Annotated in this window: 19 protein-coding genes; 8 read left to right on the top strand and 11 right to left on the bottom strand. The window is 42.7% G+C overall.

What is annotated here, in order from left to right; translation table 11 throughout:
- Positions 1 to 225 precede the first annotated feature (225 nt).
- The 5 genes from benE to benA form a co-directional block, all read right to left on the bottom strand.
- Positions 226 to 1,419: a benzoate/H(+) symporter BenE gene (gene benE, locus A7P55_RS07990; RefSeq protein WP_171551738.1), complete on the bottom strand. Its 1,194-nt coding sequence runs from the start codon at positions 1,417 to 1,419 to the stop codon at positions 226 to 228.
- Between the two features lie 56 nt (positions 1,420 to 1,475).
- On the bottom strand, positions 1,476 to 2,261 hold the full coding sequence (gene benD, locus A7P55_RS07985) for a benzoate diol dehydrogenase BenD (protein ID WP_171551737.1): 786 nt from the start codon (positions 2,259 to 2,261) through the stop codon (positions 1,476 to 1,478).
- Between the two features lie 21 nt (positions 2,262 to 2,282).
- On the bottom strand, positions 2,283 to 3,299 hold the full coding sequence (benC, locus tag A7P55_RS07980; RefSeq protein ID WP_171551736.1) for a benzoate 1,2-dioxygenase electron transfer component BenC: 1,017 nt from the start codon (positions 3,297 to 3,299) through the stop codon (positions 2,283 to 2,285).
- 72 nt (positions 3,300 to 3,371) lie between these two features.
- A complete protein-coding gene (gene benB, locus A7P55_RS07975) occupies positions 3,372 to 3,872 on the bottom strand; it encodes a benzoate 1,2-dioxygenase small subunit (RefSeq protein ID WP_171551735.1) in 501 nt (166 codons plus the stop codon).
- On the bottom strand, positions 3,869 to 5,251 hold the full coding sequence (gene benA, locus A7P55_RS07970) for a benzoate 1,2-dioxygenase large subunit (RefSeq protein ID WP_171551734.1): 1,383 nt from the start codon (positions 5,249 to 5,251) through the stop codon (positions 3,869 to 3,871). Before benA ends, benB begins: the two co-directional genes overlap by 4 nt.
- A gap of 238 nt (positions 5,252 to 5,489) precedes the next feature.
- On the opposite strand from benA, the gene A7P55_RS07965 reads away from it, so the two are divergent.
- Complete coding sequence (locus A7P55_RS07965; protein ID WP_171551733.1) at positions 5,490 to 6,449, top strand: LysR family transcriptional regulator; 960 nt, start codon at positions 5,490 to 5,492, stop codon at positions 6,447 to 6,449.
- A 78-nt stretch (positions 6,450 to 6,527) separates the two neighbouring features.
- Here the strand turns inward: A7P55_RS07965 and A7P55_RS07960 are convergent, their stop codons facing one another.
- Positions 6,528 to 7,103 (bottom strand): peroxiredoxin, encoded by a 576-nt coding sequence (locus tag A7P55_RS07960; protein ID WP_005191107.1) that lies wholly within the window; start codon positions 7,101 to 7,103, stop codon positions 6,528 to 6,530.
- A gap of 134 nt (positions 7,104 to 7,237) precedes the next feature.
- On the opposite strand from A7P55_RS07960, the gene A7P55_RS07955 reads away from it, so the two are divergent.
- From A7P55_RS07955 to A7P55_RS07925, 7 genes are all read left to right on the top strand, one after another.
- Positions 7,238 to 7,567 (top strand): DUF6176 family protein, encoded by a 330-nt coding sequence (locus A7P55_RS07955; RefSeq protein ID WP_171551732.1) that lies wholly within the window; start codon positions 7,238 to 7,240, stop codon positions 7,565 to 7,567.
- Positions 7,568 to 7,609: 42 nt separating this feature from the next.
- Entirely contained in the window at positions 7,610 to 8,323 is a 714-nt protein-coding gene (locus A7P55_RS07950; RefSeq protein ID WP_171551731.1) for a hydrolase, read from the top strand.
- A gap of 336 nt (positions 8,324 to 8,659) precedes the next feature.
- The gene (gene bioA / locus A7P55_RS07945; RefSeq protein ID WP_171551730.1) at positions 8,660 to 9,955 is read left to right on the top strand and encodes an adenosylmethionine--8-amino-7-oxononanoate transaminase; all 1,296 of its coding nucleotides are present in this window, start codon (positions 8,660 to 8,662) and stop codon (positions 9,953 to 9,955) included.
- Entirely contained in the window at positions 9,942 to 11,096 is a 1,155-nt protein-coding gene (locus A7P55_RS07940; RefSeq protein WP_171551729.1) for an 8-amino-7-oxononanoate synthase, read from the top strand. The genes bioA and A7P55_RS07940 overlap by 14 nt, the downstream gene beginning before the upstream one ends.
- Complete coding sequence (gene bioC / locus A7P55_RS07935; protein ID WP_171551728.1) at positions 11,093 to 11,845, top strand: malonyl-ACP O-methyltransferase BioC; 753 nt, start codon at positions 11,093 to 11,095, stop codon at positions 11,843 to 11,845. Before A7P55_RS07940 ends, bioC begins: the two co-directional genes overlap by 4 nt.
- Positions 11,842 to 12,486, top strand: coding sequence for a dethiobiotin synthase (gene bioD / locus A7P55_RS07930; protein ID WP_171551727.1), 645 nt, complete (start codon positions 11,842 to 11,844; stop codon positions 12,484 to 12,486). Before bioC ends, bioD begins: the two co-directional genes overlap by 4 nt.
- A 249-nt stretch (positions 12,487 to 12,735) precedes the next feature.
- A complete protein-coding gene (locus A7P55_RS07925) occupies positions 12,736 to 13,401 on the top strand; it encodes a hypothetical protein (RefSeq protein ID WP_171551726.1) in 666 nt (221 codons plus the stop codon).
- Between the two features lie 74 nt (positions 13,402 to 13,475).
- Here the strand turns inward: A7P55_RS07925 and A7P55_RS07920 are convergent, their stop codons facing one another.
- The 5 genes from A7P55_RS07920 to A7P55_RS07900 form a co-directional block, all read right to left on the bottom strand.
- Positions 13,476 to 13,895, bottom strand: coding sequence for a biopolymer transporter ExbD (locus A7P55_RS07920; protein WP_171551725.1), 420 nt, complete (start codon positions 13,893 to 13,895; stop codon positions 13,476 to 13,478).
- Positions 13,896 to 13,909: 14 nt separating this feature from the next.
- Entirely contained in the window at positions 13,910 to 14,338 is a 429-nt protein-coding gene (locus A7P55_RS07915) for a biopolymer transporter ExbD (RefSeq protein ID WP_171551724.1), read from the bottom strand.
- Positions 14,339 to 14,349: 11 nt separating this feature from the next.
- A complete protein-coding gene (locus A7P55_RS07910) occupies positions 14,350 to 15,225 on the bottom strand; it encodes a MotA/TolQ/ExbB proton channel family protein (RefSeq protein WP_119055277.1) in 876 nt (291 codons plus the stop codon).
- Between the two features lie 41 nt (positions 15,226 to 15,266).
- Complete coding sequence (locus tag A7P55_RS07905) at positions 15,267 to 15,980, bottom strand: TonB family protein (protein WP_171551723.1); 714 nt, start codon at positions 15,978 to 15,980, stop codon at positions 15,267 to 15,269.
- Positions 15,981 to 16,134: 154 nt separating this feature from the next.
- Positions 16,135 to 18,819 (bottom strand): TonB-dependent receptor, encoded by a 2,685-nt coding sequence (locus A7P55_RS07900; RefSeq protein WP_171551722.1) that lies wholly within the window; start codon positions 18,817 to 18,819, stop codon positions 16,135 to 16,137.
- Between the last annotated feature and the right edge of the window lie 389 nt (positions 18,820 to 19,208).

The following is a 19,208-nucleotide window of genomic DNA, read 5'->3' as shown; positions in this document are numbered from 1 at the left end:
TAAATAGGAGGGATGTTTTTAATTTGGATGTATTTTTTTATTTTACCAATTGGTTTAATTGATGTTGGATTGATTTTAAGTATCTAACTGGACCTCATAATTTTATATTTTAAAGTGAGGTTTAAAAATTGCCTTGCTGACTTTTTAAAAACACAACTTGATGTGACTAAAGTCGGCTTTGATATGACAGCAAGGCGGAGAGTCGGAGGAGTTGTTTTCTTTTTCTTAAGCAGATTGTGTTGCAGCGCGTTGGGTGAGAATGAGATGGGCAATCACCCCAATACAGATTCCCCAAAATACTGAACTTAATCCAAGAAAATGCATCCCTGAAGCTGTCGCCAGAAAGGTAATCAGTGCAGCATCACGGTGTTGAGGACTCTGCATGGCAGCAGTGATATTGGTTGCAATTGCGCCGAGCAAGGCTAAACCTGCTAACGCGGCAACTAGCTCTTTGGGCAATAAGCTAAACAGCATCACAATACTGCCAGCAAATAGTCCGCCAAGAATATAAAAAATCCCATTGGCAATCCCTGCGATATAGCGTTTTTCTTTCAGTTCATGTGCATCTTTGCCCATACATAGCGCCGCCGTAATAGATGCGAGCACGATGGTAATACCGCCGACACAGGCCACCGCTAAAGAGGCAATACTGGTTGCAGTAATAATCGGTTTGGCAGGGGTGTCATAACCACTCAACTTCATGATCGCCATCCCCGGTAAAAACTGACCCGACAGACTGACCAGAATCAAGGGCAGTGTCAGATTTAAGGTGGAGTTCCAAGTCCATTCGGGGCTGATCCATTGTGGAATGGCAAGATGAAAACTGACTTCTACAGGATTCATTTTTCCCAAGAATAAACTGAGTGAAATGCCCGCTGCCAGTACCCAGATCATGGTGTAGCGCGGCATCAGTCGTTTGGCAATCAAAAACACAATCAGCATACTGAATACAATTAAAGGCATGCTGTCCGAGGCGGTAAACAGGTTGATTCCAAACTGGAATAGGATACCTGCCATCATGCCAGCAGCAACGTCCTGAGGAATCCATTTGAGGAGTTTGTCAAAACAACCTGTAATTCCAATCAGAAAAATCACAATCGCAGAGGTGATATAGGCCGCGACGGCTTCATTCAGAGAAATATCAGGAAATAGTGTTACCAATAAAGCGGTCCCTGGCGCAGACCATGCGGTAATAACAGGGGTTTTGTATTTGATCGAGAGATAAATCCCCGCAACAGCTGCACCGATGGAAATGCCCCAGATCCATGACACCATCATCTCTGTCGAGACATGGGCACGTTGTGCTGCCTGAAAGAATATAATCAGTGGCCCTGAATAGGAAATCAGCACCGCCAGAAAACCAGCAACCGTGGCTGAAATGGACCAATCTTGTTTTAATGTTTTGAATAATGTTGTCATTCGCTGATGGCCTCCATGCACATCCTGTACTTTATCTGAAATGCAAAAGATCAGGGCTAACCCTGATCTCCACCTCCTACAGGAATAACACTTCCTGTGATATAGGAGGCATCCTCGGATGCAACAAAGACAATGGCTTTGACCTGTTCCTCAATATTGCCATAACGGCCCATAAACGTGCGGTCTATGGTTTGATCGACGACCTGCTGCATCCAGTCTTTTTCATTTTGACTGAGTGGATTGTGATTGCGTGGTACTTTGCGTGGTGGGGCTTCGGTTCCACCTGTGGCAATGGCATTGACGCGAATTCCATCTTTGGCATGTTCAAAGGCCAGTGATGCCGTCAGTGCATTGACGGCACCTTTGGCTGCAGAGTAGGGAATACGGTTAATGCCGCGAGTGGCAATCGAGGAAACATTGACGATCACGCCTGCCTGTTGTTGAATCATTGTAGGCAAGACTGCTCGGCAACACCATAAAGTTGGAAAAAGTGAGCGATTCACTTCCTTGATAATTTCTTCTTCAGAAAACTCCTGAAAAGGTTTCATCCAGATCGCGCCGCCGACATTGTTGATCAGCACATCGACTCGACCGAACTGTTCAATGGCTTTGGCAACGACACTTTGTGCACCCGCAAAGCTTTCCAAATCGGCTTGGATGGTGATGGCATCAGCACCCAAGGCGTTTACTTCAGCCAGCACATCCTGCACATAATCAGAACGATCTGCCAAGACCAGTTGTGCACCTTCGGTCGCCAGTTGTAGCGCCACGCCACGGCCAATGCCTTGAGCACTGCCAGTGACAATCACCACTTTATGCTTAAATCTTTGTGCTTGAGACATAGGTTAATTCTCCAGTAACCATCAATTCGCAGAGAACTTTTCGAATAGGAAGTGAGCAGGTTTGATCTGTTCTGCCTCTAACCAACCACGGACGGCTTCGACCATTGGTACAGGCCCACAGAGATAAATATCAACATCGCCACTGTTTAGCCAGTCAGATTCGATATGGCCTGTGACATAGCCTTTACGCGCATGTTGACTGTCAGGATGTGCAACCACAGTCCGATACTCAAACCAAGGGAATTTCGCTTGTAATTCTGCCAACTTTTCCAAAGCCACCAGATCAAAATCGTTGGTCACGCCAAACACTAAGCGCACAGGTTGGTTAGAACCTTTTTCTTCCAGTACTTGTAGCATCGACATGAAAGGGGCAATGCCTGTACCACCCGCTAGCATCAGTACAGGACGCGTGATATTGCGGAGATAGAAACTACCGAATGGCCCTGTAAAAGTCATCTTGTCGCCCGCTTGAGCGGTTTTACTTAAGAAATCACTCATTTTGCCGTTTGGCACATTACGAACCACAAAGCCTGTTAAACGGTTACCGGGCTTGGAACTAAATGAATATGAACGGGTTTCGCCTGTTGCTGGAATACCAACATTGACATATTGCCCTGCAAGGAAATGGATATCGGGTTGCCCATCATCCAGTTGAATATCAAAAGTAATGGTCGAATCAGATAGGTTTTCAACGCGGGCCAAAGTCCCTTGGAAAGAATGAATTTCAGTTTTACAGACATCAGAGGATGCCTGAATCTGGAATACAGCATCTGAGCTTGGGCGACATTGGCACGCCAGAATATAACCTTGCTCTGCTTCTTCAGGCGTTAAAGCATCATCGATATACGTTTCTTCTGGCATATCATAACTGCCAGATTCACAGAAGGCACGGCAGGTACCACAGGCACCGTCACGGCAGTCCAAAGGAATATTAATTTTTTGGCGATAGGCTGCATCGGACAGGGTTTCGCCTTGAGCGACACTAATAAAACGTGTCACACCATCTTCAAATTGAAGTGCTACATTGTGGTTTGACATGAGACGTATCCTACAAAATAATTTTAATTTGGGACCTCAGCCAACAGTCCGTTTGACTGAGGAGACCTATTTTTAAAGGTGGTAAATATCAATCACTTGATTGATGTAATCATTTTTAAGCACCACATATTTGCTTAGGATTTTGGGTTCATCACCAGAACAATCAATCACATAGCGTGACATGCCAAAGTAGCTATAGGTGGTTTTATAGCGAAAGCTCAAGGTATTCCAGTTAAAGCGAACCGTGAGTTTATTTCCGTCGCGCGCTACGATTTCGACATTGGCAATATTGTGGCAAGTGCGGGTATCGGGCATGGTGGCAGAAGAACGTTCGGTCTTGATACGGAACACACGGTCTTCCAAGCCTTGGCGATCAGGGTAATAAATCAGTGAAATTTCAGCTTGTGGATCTTCAGTGAGTTGATCATTGTCATCCCACGCAGGCATCCAGAAACTGGCTTCAGGGGCATAACAATTGAGCCAATCGTCCCATTGTTCATCATCTAAAAAGCGTGCTTCACGGTAAAGAAACTGGGCAATATTTTCCAAGCTGGTTTTGTCTTGAATACTCATGCGTTTTCTCCTTGAGCCGCGATTTGCTTCTCAGCGACAATGGCGTGTTTGATGGTCTGCAACCAATATTGATGTTGTGCCAGATAGAGGCCTTCATCTTCGGTTTTAATTCCGCTTAACATCGGTTTAAGTCCAATTTCATTGGCAGCATCATCAGGGCCATAAATCCAGTGCTTGGAACCACGGCACATGTCATTCCATTCCAGTGCAATGCCTGCATAACCGGCCTGACAGGCACGGAATTCTTCCAGATCATCGGGTGTGGCCATACCAGAAGCATTAAAGAAATCTTCATATTGACGTATACGACGCGCACGTGCTTCAGGGGCTTCACCTTTCGGCGCAATACAATAAATCGTCACTTCAGTACGATCGACCGAAATCGGACGTAACACCCGAATTTGTGAACCGAATTGATCCATCAAATAGACGTTTGGATAGAGGCAGAGATTACGCGAGCGTTCGATCATCCATTTCGACATGGCTGCGCCGTATTTCTCGGTATATTCGTCTGCCTTCGGAAAGTTCGGACGATCTTCAGGATTGGCCCATTGCGTCCACAGCAGCATATGACCATTTTCAAAACCATAAGAACCGCCGCCTTGCTTACCCCAAGACCCAGCACTCATGGCACGAATATTATCGGCAGCTTGAGTCTCTTTACGGTGTTGAGTGGTTGCGGCATAGTTCCAATGCACTGCTGAAACGTGGTAACCATCGGCACCATTTTCAGCGGTGAGTTTCCAATTCCCTTCATAGGTATAGGATGATGTGCCGCGTAGAACTTCTAAACCATGTTCGGATTGATCGACAATCATGTCGATGATTTTGCTGGTTTCACCCAAGAATTCTTCAAGCGAAGGTACATCTGGATTGAGGCTGCCGAACAAGAAACCTTTGTAGTTTTCAAAACGTGCGACTTTTTTCAGGTCATGTGAACCGTCTTGGTTAAAGCAATCTGAATAACCTGCTTCACTTGGGTCTTTAACTTTGAGGAGTTTGCCTGAGTTGTTAAAGGTCCAACCGTGGAAAGGGCAGGTATAGGTGGCTTTGTTACCGCGTTTATGGCGGCAGAGTTGGGCACCGCGATGGGAGCAGGCATTGATCATGGCATTCAATTCGCCATTACGATTGCGGGCGATGATGATGGGTTGACGTCCGATATGGGTGGTATAGAAATCATTATTATTGGGAATTTGACTTTCGTGGGCCAAATAAACCCAATTGCCTTCGAAAATATATTTCATTTCGAGGTCGAATAAAGCTTGATCGGTAAACACTGAGCGATGCAGTTTAAATTCACCCGTGTCGATATTATCGACCAGTAATTCATCAATGCGGTCAAGATGGCTGGTATTGATTACAGGAATACGTGGCATGTCCGTTCTCCGACTTTCCAAATCTGTGGAAGTCATCGAGTTACGCTTAAAGCGTCTCGATATCCTAATATGTTGTGTGATGGCTTGAACCGATAAGGATGAATATGGGCAGCTGGAATCTAGCGGAAGCGATTCATAACTTCATCGGTTTATCTCTTGTCTATACCTTAAAAGAATGAGTAAACTGTGTCTAAGACTGAATTTATATTTTTATATATCTTAAAGGTATGGAAACCTCATGGAATTACGTCATTTACGGTATTTTGTTGCGGTTGTTGAAGAACAGAGCTTTACCAAGGCCGCAGAAAAACTATTTATTGCTCAACCCCCTTTGAGTCGGCAGATTCAAAATTTGGAAGGCGAGCTAGGAATTCAATTGTTTGAGCGAGGAAGTCGACCGTTACAAACCACACCCGCAGGGCATTTCTTTTATCAGCACGCGATTAAACTTTTGTCTAATTCTGAAGAAATCAAGAGTATGGCGAAACGGATTGGACTGATTGAACGCAGTGTCACCATTGGTTTTGTCGGGTCGCTGCTTTATGGTCTATTGCCACGGATCATTTATTTATTCAGGCAGCAGCAGCCACATCTCAATATTCAACTGGTTGAAATGAGTACCACAGAACAACTACAAGCCTTAAAAGAAGGACGCATTGATGTGGGCTTTGGACGTTTGCGGATTAGTGATCCAGCGGTCAGACGGATTTTATTGCGGAAGGAGCGATTGGTTGTAGCGGCGCATACCAGCCATCCGATTGCACAGCGGACAGAAGGGGTTTATCTGGCAGATCTGATTGATGAAAAGATGTTTATGTATCCGACTTCACCGAAACCGAATTTTTCGACTCAACTGCTGAATATTTTTGCCGAGCATAGTCTCGTGCCAAAAAATATGCATGAAGTGCGTGAAATTCAACTGGCCTTAGGGTTGGTGGCAGCAGGTGAAGGTTTATGTGTGATTCCTGCCAGTGCAGATACCATTCGTTTTCCACATTTAAATTACATTCCGATTCTGGACAATGGTGCGGTTAGCCCAATTTTTCTGACGGCACGGGCAATGGATCGTAGTGAAGACCTACAGCTGTTATTTGATTGTGTTTATCAGGTCTATGATCTGGAAGGCATTCCGTATCAACGGACCGTATTTACACTGGATCAGAATCCAATTGATGATTCCAATGGCATTGATTTTTAAACGCGTATAAAAATGCCTAGACTTCAAATAGCTAGGCATAAAAGCAATCAATAAGCTGATTCAAAATCTTCAAAGCGATTATTTACTTTGTAAGGTTTTTAGATCTTTCAACACTTGATCTGCATGAGTTTGAGTATTCACGCTGGTGTAGTGATACATCACCGCGCCTTGAGGGTTAATCAAAAAACTCTCGCGTTTGGCAATTTTAGTAATACCCAAGTTTCGAACAATACCAAATTTAGTGGCCAGTTCGCCCTGATCATCAGCAAGAATTGGGAACGGTAAGCCAAGTTTTTCTGAGAATTTTTGATGTGATGCGACATCATCCAGACTGACACCCAGTACCACAGCATTTGATTTGGTAAATTGTGGATACAGTGATTTAAATTGATTGGCTTCTTGAGTACAACCTGCAGTATTGTCTTTAGGATAAAAATATAGCACCACCCATTTGCCTTTATATTGATTTAAGGTGTGCCATTTGCCAGTTTGATCTTGCAGTTTAAAGTCTGGCGCAGATTGCCCAACCCATTCTTTTTGAGCGGTATCTTGCTTTGAAAATAAGGTAGTTTGTGCGCTACTGAGCGTTGGTGCACTGAGTAAAAAAAGTGAACTACATAAAACGAGAACTTTGGACTTTATCGTATTCATCATGTTGATCTCAAAGTGTAATAGCAGCTACTTTAGCAAATTTAGAGATTGGATGTGGTAGAAAATTCTTTACAGGGTTTTGCTCTGCTTTATATATTTAAATTGAATAGCGATTTAGAAAAAGAAAAGGAAAATCAATGGATGTTGGTGCAGTTCTGATTAAATTAAAAGCCAATACGCAGGCAGAGGTCGAGGCTTGGCAGCAAGAAATTCAACAACGTAAAGCCGAAGCCATTCAAACACTGCAAGCTGAAGGGGTAACCGTTGAATCTTGGTTTCAACTTGAATTGAATGGAGAGCACTATTTACTTGCTTATATGCGTGCTAAAGATCTTGCTTATGCGCAGCAGGTGGCAAGAAATAGTTGCTTTGATATTGATCAAGTTCATCGACAGTTCAAGCAACATTGGGAGCAAGTGATCCCAGCACAGCTTTTGGTAGATTTGGAAAATAATGAGCAGTGTTAATCAGGGTATACTGCGTTGAAGTTTTTAGAATTGAGCAAGCGCATGACCTATAAGATTCTACTCATCACAGGATGGGGCGGTGGTGCCGAACTATTAAAACCTTTACATGAGGCTTTAGAACAAAAGGGACATATCGTTGAACGGCTTAATATCTTTAATGCGCTAAATGATGACATCTTGCAACAGCAAGTTGAACTCGCAGTGAAATTTGATGTGATTGTGGGATGGTCGCTTGGTGGACAATTGGCAACATTACTGGTCGATCAAATCCAACATCAATATGCTGAACAGAAAGTTTTAATCACGTTAGCGTCGAATCCATGTTTTGTGGCACAAGCAGATTGGTCGACTGCAATGCCTGTTGAAACCTTTATGCAGTTTAAACAATCATTTGAACAGGATGCGATTACGACTTTAAAGCGTTTTGGTTTATTGGTCTGTCAGGGTGCAAGTTCGGCAAAGAACGATTTCGTAGTTATGCAGAAATTGATTCGTCCGCAACCAATTGCATTGCTTCGGGACGGATTACAGTTGTTGGAGCAATTAAACTTGGTTGAGTTGTATAGAAATTATCAGGGTAGGCAGTTACATGTCTTTGCCGAGCATGATGCTTTAGTTCCTTACCAAGTTGTGCGAAAAACTAAAGATTTGGCTGCAAAGAATTTGTCTTTGGTTTCTGTGGAAGGGGCTTCACACGGTTTTCCATGTTTTATGGTTGAGCGGACTGTGCAAATAATTGAAGATTTTATTCAATAGAGGGTTTAATCTTGCTTGAATTGAAAGTTCTCGCAATATATTTTAGCTTTTGACAAGTTTAAGATAAAGTTTATTTTATAGGCCTAACGGAATCGTGCCGAGTTCTCATCCATTTTTAGGATATGCCTTCGGCGACCTACTTTTCTTTCGGGAAAAGTAGGCAAAACCATTTGTCATCTGCAAAACCTGTTCACTTCTTTCACTTTTTCTTTTGATCTAGTGTACTAAGCCTTGTATCTTGTTTATATCACGCAGGTTGCAGATGACATTTCCGAGTATCTAAAAGCGTGATCAGGTTGATGGAAAATTTTGAAATAGCAGCAAATGAGGTAGAGGATGACCGATTTATTTGATTTAGAACATATATGGCATCCCTATACTTCGATGTTAAATCCACTACCAACCTTTAAAGTCAAACGTGCCTACGGTGCAACGATTGAATTAGAAGATGGTCGAACTTTGGTTGATGGCATGTCGTCATGGTGGTGTGCGATTCATGGCTATAACCATCCTGAACTGAACCAAGCAGTTAAAGATCAATTGCAAAACATGGCGCATATCATGTTCGGTGGTCTGACCCACGAACCTGCAATTGAATTAGGTAAATTATTATTAAAAATTACGCCGCCGAATTTAGATAAGATTTTCTATGCAGATTCAGGTTCGGTTGCCGTAGAAGTTGCGTTAAAAATGGCAGTTCAATATTGGGCTGCATTAAACAAACCAGAGAAAACTAACTTTATTACCACACGTTCTGGCTATCATGGCGATACCTGGAATGCGATGTCTGTCTGTGACCCAGTCACAGGGATGCATCAGATTTTTGGTACAAGTTTACCCAATCGAATTTTTGTACCCGCACCACAAAGTCGTTTCGATGGTGAGTGGAATCCGCAAGATATTCAGGAACTCACGCAGCAGATTGAACAGCATCATCACAGTATTGCCGCACTGATTATTGAGCCGATTGTGCAGGGCGCAGGCGGCATGCGTTTTTATCATCCTGAATATTTACGTCAGGCCAAGGCCTTATGTAAGCAGTACAATTTGCTGTTGATCTTTGATGAGATTGCTACAGGTTTTGGACGTACAGGTAAAATGTTTGCTTGGGAACATGCCCAAGTTGAACCTGACATTATGTGTATTGGTAAGGGCTTAACAGGCGGCTATATGACGCTGTCTGCGACCTTAACCACCAAGCAGGTGGCTGAAAGCATTAGTCGTGGTGAAGCGGGCGTGTTTATGCATGGCCCGACCTTTATGGCGAATCCACTGGCTTGTGCGGTTGCTTTAAGAAGCACCCAATTATTGGTGGAACAGGATTGGCAAGCCAATATTCAACGGATTGAAAAGATTCTTACTCAACAATTAACCGATTTAGCCCAGCTTGACCATGTTGCGGATGTACGGGTTTTAGGGGCGATCGGGGTGGTGGAGTTAACCACAAATGTCGATATGAAAACCTTGCAGCAACAGTTTGTTGAACGGGGTATTTGGGTACGGCCATTTGGAAAATTGGTCTACGTGATGCCGCCGTATGTGATCACAGATGACGAACTCCATTATTTATTGGCACAGATGAGTGCAGTGGTGAAAAATATGCAGGGAGTAAATGCCAATGTCCTTGCTTGATCATTATGCCGAGCAGCTTGTTCAACTCAGACAACAGGGTAATTTTCGCCAATTCACTTCAAATGAGCAATCTGGACGATGGATCACGATTCAAGATCGAAGCATGTTGAATCTGGCATCCAATGATTATTTAGGCTTGGCCGCTGATTTAAGTTTAAGAGAAGAATTTCTGGATACGCTGAAAATTGAACGAGCGCTCTTTAGTTCATCTTCGTCACGCTTGCTCACGGGTAATTTTGCAGAATATGAACAATTTGAAAATAGCCTAAGCAAAGCATTTGGTCGCGCTGCTTTACTCTTTAATAGTGGCTATCACATGAATATCGGCATCTTACCTGCTTTGGCGGATAGTAAAATTGTGATTCTGGCTGATAAATTGGTGCATGCCAGTATGATTGACGGGATTCGATTATCGACCGCTCAATATGTACGTTATCGTCATAATGATTTGCAGCATCTGGAACAGTTATTGCAAAAGTATCATCAAGATGAGCAAGTTGAACGCATTATTGTGGTGACTGAAAGTATTTTTAGTATGGATGGCGACGAGACGGATTTAGCTGCATTGGCGCAGTTAAAACAACGTTATGTCAAAACGATGTTGTATGTCGATGAAGCACATGCGATTGGGGTCAGGGGAGAGCAAGGTCTGGGGTGTGCCGAGCAATATGGGGTGCTGGATCAGATTGATTTCTTGGTTGGAACCTTTGGTAAGGCGATTGCGTCGGTGGGTGGCTATATCATTTGTGATCCAATCATCCGTGACTATCTCATCAATAAAATGCGTCCATTGATTTTTAGTACCGCATTGCCTCCAATTTCGATGGCATGGTCTGATTTTATCTTTAACAAAGTTTTGAACATGCAACAACAACGTCAGCATTTGGTTGAAATCAGTCAATATTTACAGCAGGCGGTGATTGCAAAAGGTTTTTCAAGTCCATCCAGCAGTCATATCATTCCGATTATTGTTGGGGAAAGCCAAGCTGCAATTGAAAAAGCACGCTATGTACAACAACAAGGTTTTTATGCCATGCCAGTACGCCCACCAACAGTGCCACAGAATAGTTCACGCTTACGTATTTCATTAACCTCTTTGGTGCAAAAAAATGAATTGGAACAATTGGTGGAGTGTTTGTGAGCATCAATAAAGCATTGGTTGCGCAACGTTTTGCCAAAGCAGGGCAAAGCTATGTTGAGCATGCTGTGGTACAAAAGCAAATTAGTGCGCAGTTATTTGAATACCTTAAAGTGTATTGTTCGCAGAACTTAGCCTCTGTGCTTGAGATTGGCTGTGGATCTGGCAATCTAACCCACTTACTTCAATCTCATTTTCAAGTTGAGCAACTGTTTTTAAATGATTTATATGCAGATGTTGATCAGCATTTTCTCAATTTTAAACATGTAAATTGGTTGATCGGTGATATTGAGCAGCTGAATTTGCCGCAGTCCTTGGATGCTGTGATTTCCAGTTCAGCATTGCAATGGATGGTTGATCTGCCTGCATTATTACGGCGGATTCACAGAGCCTTAAAACCCAATGCATATTTCGGTTTTTCTACTTTTGGGCCAGATAATCTCAATGAAATTAAGCAGTTGACAGGACAAGGCTTAAATTATATTGGCTTAGAATCTTTAACGCGACAGCTTGAACAGCAAGGTTTTGAAATACTACTCATCGAGCAAGAACTGAAGAAGGTATATTTTGATCATCCAAAATCGGTATTGCAGCATTTAAAGGCGACAGGCGTGACTGCAACAGCAAGGTCACATCGCTGGACCAAGCAATCCTTGCAGCAATTTTATTCAGATTATCAACAGTTTCATGATGAGCAGGGTTTTAGTCTGACTTATCATCCGATTTATGTGATTGCGTGGAGAACAGCATGAGTGCAGCAATTTATTTTGTCAGTGGTATTGATACTGAAATTGGTAAAACGTATGCCACAGGTTATCTCGCCAAGCTTTGGACCGAACAGGGACAGCGTGTCATTACTCAAAAATTAGTACAAACGGGTAATGTAGATGTTTCGGAAGATATCGAAAAGCATCGTGAAATTATGGGTAGTGGCTGGTTTCAGGAAGATCATGACAAACTGACCATGCCTGAAATTTTTACGTATCCAGCCTCGCCGCATTTAGCCACACGTTTGGATGGACGTGATCTGGATTTTGCCAAGATCGAAGCAGCGACCAAAGAATTGGCTCAGCGCTTTGAGGTGGTATTGTTAGAAGGGGCCGGTGGTTTGATGGTGCCTTTAACCACAGAGTTGTTGACCATTGATTATATCGCTCAGCATCAATTTCCTGTAATTTTGGTGACTTCAGGACGTTTGGGCAGTATTAATCATACTTTATTGAGTTTAGAGGCATTAAAGCAGCGTGGTTTGAGTTTACATGCTTTGGTGTATAACTTAAAGGATGAGTCGAAAGATCCACTTATTTCGAAAGATACCGCAGATTATTTAAAAGCTTATTTGGCAAAGCATTTTCCTGATGCTCAATGGATTGAGTTGGAAAAGTTTAAATAACTTTAGATATTTATTGTCTAGTAAATATCTGTGATCGTGGAGGGCGGCAAGGATGCCGCCAAGTTAGACTGCCTTGCGCTGCTTTCAAAGCCTTGCTTTGAAATTGCTCAGGACGTACCGTCAGTCTAACAAAAGATTTTTGTTACTTTTCAAAGATGAAAAGTAAGAAGGTTTTCCTATGATCGGATGAGAGCTGGGAGAGACTCCGTCAAGACCGCTTTCAGATTTAATCACTAAAGAGAAATCATAATGAATAAAAAGAATTTTATTTTTATAACCCTCTGCCTGTCAGGTCTAATCTCGACTACTCATGCTGCTGTACCTCCAGATAAAACCATTATCAGTTGGATCACTAACTTACAAGATTCAAATGCCAATCCTCCTCAAGCCATTCAGATTGATTCTACCGAAGCAGTAAAACTGATCTCAGGAGAAGAAGCCTATTTATCGGGTGTGAGTTTTGAAAATGCAGGACGTAATTTTTGGGCTGGCTATGTGTTAACCCGTCCAAAATTAAAGCAGGCGCGAATCCTAAAAGAGTTTGGTGGTCAATCAAATAGCTTTAAAGTGCATCCAACCGTTTATAAAGCTAAACCGATTCAACTGATCGAAATTGAAAGCGCAGGCTCAGGACAAGGTACTGTTGAATCGAGTAAAAGCTTAGTTTATTTCACTCAGTGGACAAGCAAACTGATTACCGAGGTGGAGGAGTCTTCTTATGACGGACGTTATGATGAAAAACTGGGGGCAGAAGACTGTCGTACTGGTCGAGATAATTCAGGCTATTTAAATGTGATGCCTTATTCCCCTTATGTGATTCGAACCACCGTGACAGGGGATGCCTGTAATAATAAGCCACAAGGTTATAAGGTGAGTAGTAAACTTATTCCGATCGTGATCAATGAAATAAAATAAAAAAAGCTAACAAGCGAACTTGTTAGCGCAGGAGTAAAATTGTAGTTATCTGATTAATTTTTTGTTTTTATTATTTAGTTATTACTGACGATACCGATTTTGGTGACATTGCTCTGTTGAGCGAGTGCCATCACCATCGCGATATTCTTATATTCAGCCTGTGCATCAGGTTTAAACTTAATCTGATCTTGATCAACTTTTTGCGCGACCGAATCAAACAAGGCTTTTAAGGCTGAACGATCAGCAACCGCTTGATCATTCCAAAAAATATGCCCTTGCGCATCAACCCGTAAATTAATGGTTTCGGGTGGCTTCTGATCCGTTGGCGGTGGTGGTGTACCATTTGGCAAATTAATGTTAATGGCGTTGTTTGGAATTGGGATGGTGATAATGAACATAATCAGCAGCACCAACATGACATCAATCAGCGGTGTCATGTTGACGTCGAGCATCACATCTTCTTCATCATTTTTTGAACCCACATTCATACCCATGTGTGATTCTCCTGTTATGGTGTAGAAGCAGGGGGAGTGGTAACAAAAGCGATTTTGCCAATCCCTGCTTGCTGTGTTGTGCTGATTACCTGATCTATCGCTTCATAATGTGTCTGTTGATCGCCACGAATATGAACCTCAGGTTGAGGACGCTTTTGTGCTTCAGCTTGTAAACGGGCAAGTAAAGTTTCTTTATTTGCAACGTGTTGTTCATTCCAGAAAATATCCCCTGTTTTATTGACGGAAAGCTGAATATTTTGTGGGGTGGTGGCATAAGGGGTATTTTTTTCTTCAGGTAGTTTTACCGGAACAGTGTGCGTGACCACTGGAACTGTAATTAAAAAGATAATCAGCAGCACCAGCATGATGTCGACCAGCGGAGTCGTGTTAATCGTCCCGATGACATCATCGTCACTTTGATCTGAATTCATCATCATGCCCATAATGGTGTTCCTTATTTAGAATCACGGTTTGGGTGATTACTGTTTAAGTCACCGCTGAGGAGTACGGCATGTAGGTCTGAACCAAATGAACGGACATTGTCCATGACCGCCTTATTACGACGGGTTAACCAGTTATAACCAAGTACGGCTGGAACCGCGACTGCAAGGCCAATTGCCGTCATAATCAGTGCTTCACCTACAGGTCCAGCTACTTTATCAATCGATGCTTGGCCTGAAATACCGATCGCAGTAAGCGCGTGATATATCCCCCAAACTGTTCCAAATAAGCCTACGAAGGGTGCGGTTGAACCCACAGTGGCGAGGAAGGCTAGACCATTGCTTAAGTGACTTTGTACTTTTTCGATTGCACGTTGGATTGAAATCGTCACCCATGTGTTGAAATCAATGCGCTCTAATAAGGTGCCATCATGATGTTTGGTTGAACGAATGCCTTTTTCAGCAATATAACGGTAGCTGCTATTGCTATTTAAACTTTCTGCAGCGCTATTTAAAGACTCTGCTTCCCAGAAATGACGTTCAGCTTCGGTACCATGACGTTTGATTTTACTTTGTTGAAAAACTTTAGACAGAATGATGTACCACGTTCCAATCGACATCAGTACCAAGATAAATAGCGTTGATTTTGCCACTAAATCACCTTCGCGCCAGAGGGCTTCTAAACCATAAGGGTTATGTACTTTTTCTACAGTTGCAGGTAATGGCGGTGGTGTCGGTGCAGCTTGGGTTGTCGCATCTGTACTCACACTTGTGACTGCGGTGGTTTGTGTTGTTTCATCAGCCCACACGGTTGCAACAGGCAGTAATGTACTGCCTGCGATGAGGCCAATTGCTGCGATTCGAGAAATACGTTTTGCTGTGTTTGTCATGTTTAAATTCTCCAAAAAATTTGTTTGTTCAATGCATTTAATTAGGAAATTGTGAATGGATATTCGATCTCGTACCATTCTTGTTGTGGTACACCGTCTTTCATTGCAGGTTTAAATGTGCACAGGCTATAGGCTTTGACTGCTGCTTTATCTAGGCTTTTACTACCACTCGATTTTTTAACTTTTGAGTCGATCACTTTGCCTGAACCATCAACCAGTACACGAATACGCACCGTACCTTCTTCTTCATTCATCAAGGCTTCACGTGGGTATTCAGGTTTTTGACATCCCGCTTCGCCTTCAGAAACACCGCGCGAAATTCCTGCGGGTTTTGCTGGAGCAGCAGGTGCGGCAGGCACTGTTGGAGCAGCAACAGGACTTGGACTTGCTGCAGCAGGCGTAGGTGTTGGTGTAGCAACAGCCGTTTTGGTTGGTTGAGCCGGTGCTGGTTTTTGCACAGGTGTGACTTTCTCCACCTGTTTAGGTGGGTCAGGCATCTTGGCCACTTTTTCGACCATTTTTTGTGGCTCGGGTGGCTTTTCTTTAGGTTTTGGTTCCTCTGGTTTTGGAGGCGGTGGTGGTTTGATGTCCTGAATAATCTGTAGTTCTACAGGCTTATCGACAGGCTTGCTAAAGTCGGTCGCTAAACTTGTCATCAGAATATAGGCGATAATGAGATGTAAAAATAACACCAGACCAATACCGACAAGGCGTTTGGCAGGTTGATTTTCACTCTCAGAAAAGGGGATGCCCATAAATACTCCTGAAATTGTAATCAGTAATTCATATCCATTCGGGGCGGCTTGTATCGATTTAGACTGACAACAACCGCTTGGAATGTGATGAAACAGAGGATTACGGTGAAATCACTACGACAGAACAATATTCATGTCGTAGTGATGAAACGTATTAAAATTTATAGGTACCGCGAACGAAATAGCTACGACCAAGAGCATCTGCATAACGTGGGTCATAACCCATTTGGAAGTTATCGACGACATTTGACGCAGGTGGTTCAGCATCAAACATATTTTTAAGACCAAGTGTGAGTTCTAGGTTCTTGAAACCTTTATAAGTGCCTGAAAGGTTATAAGTGGTATAGTCGCCTACAGAATGGTCTTGCCCATTAGAGTTTTGGTCTTTATAACCTTTAGAGAAGTTTTGCTGTAAGTTGAGTGCCCAGTTCTCATAGCGCCAATCTAAATTCGCCGTGTGTTTCCAGCGTAAAACGATTGCCTGATAATCCAAGCCTGCATAACTTCCAGCAACACCAACCCATGGCATGCCCTTGTTTTCTTGGTATTGGTAATCTGTTACATAAGTGCCATCAATACTGAGGCCAAACTGACCTGTGCTGGTCATTGCTGAACGCCAAGCTGCGCCGACATCAAATCCTGAGGTTTTGATACCGCCTAAGTTTTGATTGGTGGTATTGATGTAATTTAGGGAACCATCTGCATTACGGATGAATTTATCTGCATACTTCACAGGATCTGCAAAAATAGCCGTCTCTGAAATGGTGGTAATTTGATTTTTCACTTTGATATCGAAATAATCGAGTGTGAAGACCAAGTTTTTGATGGGCTCAAATACCACACCCGCAGTAAATGAATCTGATTTTTCAGGTTCTAAGTTTTGGTTACCGCCATTTTGTCGATCAAATTGCATACCACAGTCACGCGCTGGTAATGCACCTGCTGTTGGGACGCCACCTGGGCAAAGTAATGGATCATTGTAGGTTGCTGCGGTATTGGTGACGGATTTAGGTGAATGCATTTCTTGTAAGGTTGGTGCTCTAAAACCTTTGGTATAGCTGGTTCTAAACATTAACTGTTTAATTGGTTCCCAACGAAGGGAAAATTTTGGATTAAAGGTATCACCAAAATCACTGTAATCATCGTATCGGGCTGCAAGCTGGGCTTCTAAAGTTTTATGCAAAGGGATATGTAATTCTGTGAAGACAGCTTTGATATTGCGCGAACCTTCATTTACGGGTTCATTTGGATCGACGCCTGTACTTGGTGCGACGCTTGCAATTTCAGCCAGTGTCTTCGATTGCCAATCGTCACGGCGATAACTTGCACCAACAGCAAAACCGACATCACCAGCTGGTAATGTATAGATCGGGCGGCTTGCCGTGAAATCGACTGTGGTTGAGTCTAATTTCGCATCTAGATATTTACCTTTGACGCTTAATCCACTCCACACATCACCATCGGCTGAGCTTTGTGCACCAAAGGGATTGAGGGTGCCATCTAATAATGCTGCGGCCGTTTTATTGTAGTTGAGATAGCCATTTAAAACGTTATCGGCAGCGTTACTCCGGGCATAAGTTACACCAGTACTAATATCCCAACCATATGCGTCACCTTCAAGACCAGCAAAGATTCGGTGTGAGTCATTCACACTATTGCTGACACGATTACCGGCTTGTGAGCGTAAATATAATTCTAATGGACCACTGACATTATCCATAGCTGGCGTGATGCCATTTCCAGGATAATACTTACTGGATGGATTCATCGGTAAGTCAAAAAAGACGTCAGGTGCAACGGATGTGGTCACTTCACTACGTGCGTAAACGTACTCACCAATCGCATTGAAATGATCATTAATCTTGGCAGTAATACGCCCCATCACAGAAACGTCTTCTGTTTTAGGAATAATGCCAATCACAGCTTGACTGTTATAACGGCAGGTTACGCCGTCATTGCTGAAGAATAGCGGATTATCGCCACACCCAGTTTTGGCGTATGGACTGCCGAAAGTACCCGTCTCTGTATCGTATAAATTTGCGGGGAAAGAACCACTACTGGTTCGATTGACACCTAATTCGGGTAACACCCCCCCACGACGGCTGACCTTACGGTCTTTCGCCATAACATCTTCACCGCGTCGATAATCAACAACCCCGAAAACATTGAATCCATTTTCCTCTAAATCGCCATAACCACCAAAGATGGAATAGTTTTGTTGCTCACCCCCTGTTTGTTCTGGTTTTTGGTAGTCGGCACTGAAATTTAAGCCACTAAATTGTTTTTTGGTAATAAAGTTGACCACACCACCAATTGCATCGGTACCGTAGATGGCAGATGCACCATCTTTCAGCACTTCAATACGATCAAGCATCGCCAACGGAATGATATTTAAATTGGTGACACCGCTGTCATAGGCATTGGCTGCTAAGCGGCGACCATTCAGCAAAACCAAAGTCTTATTGGCACCAATTCCCCTTAAATTTGCGGCAGATCCCTGTGTTCTACTGGTTCCGACATTTGAAGCCGTGACAAAGTTAGATTGATTGGCTGTAATTTTTGAGAGTGCTTCTTCGGTTGTTGTGACCCCTTGTTTTAGAATTTCATCCACTTTGACAATAGTAATCGGTGAAGCACTTTGTGCTGCGACTCCTTTAATGGATGAACCTGTAACCGCAACTTTTACGACTTTGGCTGCTTTTTCCTCGGAAGGCGATTCGGCCTCAGCAGCATGAGTCATGGTTAAACACAGCATACTTAAACTGAGCGTACTGAGTTTAAGCATGGTTCTGCTCGCTTTTGGCAGAGCACTTGGTTGAGCGAAGTTGGCTTTTTTCATTGATTATTTAACCCCTAAATGGATTGCCACTCTAAAAATTCAATAAATCCGTTTTAGCAAGAGCTGTGCCAAACCCTATTTTTAGATTTCGCTTAATGTAGAATAAAATGTGTAAAAGTGTTTTAGTTTTTATATATAAGCTTTTCATATTTTTACTAAATATTAAAAATATTGAAATAATTTTAAATGTGGAATGGTTACCATAAAGTTCCAAATGAGGTATGGTTTTGTAATGCATTAAAATGAATCATAAAGTTTTATTTTTGCTTTTTTCTGGTGCGAAGTGGTTTTTATTGTTATAAAACATTAGGTTTGTTATTTTTATTTCATTGAAATGGAAAATAATATATAAAAATATGATTTGGCATAAAGTTACTTTTATTTAAGAT

Origin of the sequence: Acinetobacter sp. Ac_5812 (assembly GCF_013072695.1) — a bacterium.
Lineage (GTDB): Bacteria > Pseudomonadota > Gammaproteobacteria > Pseudomonadales > Moraxellaceae > Acinetobacter.
Note: the sequence above shows the minus strand (reverse complement) of the source record. Positions and strands in the feature narration are given on the sequence as shown.

Coding starts and splice junctions, on each gene's coding strand:
- benE (WP_171551738.1), bottom strand. CDS start 1,419: ATGACAACATTATTCAAAACATTAAAACAAGATTGGTCCATTTCAGCC.
- benD (WP_171551737.1), bottom strand. CDS start 2,261: ATGTCTCAAGCACAAAGATTTAAGCATAAAGTGGTGATTGTCACTGGC.
- benC (WP_171551736.1), bottom strand. CDS start 3,299: ATGTCAAACCACAATGTAGCACTTCAATTTGAAGATGGTGTGACACGT.
- benB (WP_171551735.1), bottom strand. CDS start 3,872: ATGAGTATTCAAGACAAAACCAGCTTGGAAAATATTGCCCAGTTTCTT.
- benA (WP_171551734.1), bottom strand. CDS start 5,251: ATGCCACGTATTCCTGTAATCAATACCAGCCATCTTGACCGCATTGAT.
- A7P55_RS07965 (WP_171551733.1), top strand. CDS start 5,490: ATGGAATTACGTCATTTACGGTATTTTGTTGCGGTTGTTGAAGAACAG.
- A7P55_RS07960 (WP_005191107.1), bottom strand. CDS start 7,103: ATGATGAATACGATAAAGTCCAAAGTTCTCGTTTTATGTAGTTCACTT.
- A7P55_RS07955 (WP_171551732.1), top strand. CDS start 7,238: ATGGATGTTGGTGCAGTTCTGATTAAATTAAAAGCCAATACGCAGGCA.
- A7P55_RS07950 (WP_171551731.1), top strand. CDS start 7,610: ATGACCTATAAGATTCTACTCATCACAGGATGGGGCGGTGGTGCCGAA.
- bioA (WP_171551730.1), top strand. CDS start 8,660: ATGACCGATTTATTTGATTTAGAACATATATGGCATCCCTATACTTCG.
- A7P55_RS07940 (WP_171551729.1), top strand. CDS start 9,942: ATGTCCTTGCTTGATCATTATGCCGAGCAGCTTGTTCAACTCAGACAA.
- bioD (WP_171551727.1), top strand. CDS start 11,842: ATGAGTGCAGCAATTTATTTTGTCAGTGGTATTGATACTGAAATTGGT.
- A7P55_RS07925 (WP_171551726.1), top strand. CDS start 12,736: ATGAATAAAAAGAATTTTATTTTTATAACCCTCTGCCTGTCAGGTCTA.
- A7P55_RS07920 (WP_171551725.1), bottom strand. CDS start 13,895: ATGGGTATGAATGTGGGTTCAAAAAATGATGAAGAAGATGTGATGCTC.
- A7P55_RS07915 (WP_171551724.1), bottom strand. CDS start 14,338: ATGGGCATGATGATGAATTCAGATCAAAGTGACGATGATGTCATCGGG.
- A7P55_RS07910 (WP_119055277.1), bottom strand. CDS start 15,225: ATGACAAACACAGCAAAACGTATTTCTCGAATCGCAGCAATTGGCCTC.
- A7P55_RS07905 (WP_171551723.1), bottom strand. CDS start 15,980: ATGGGCATCCCCTTTTCTGAGAGTGAAAATCAACCTGCCAAACGCCTT.
- A7P55_RS07900 (WP_171551722.1), bottom strand. CDS start 18,819: ATGAAAAAAGCCAACTTCGCTCAACCAAGTGCTCTGCCAAAAGCGAGC.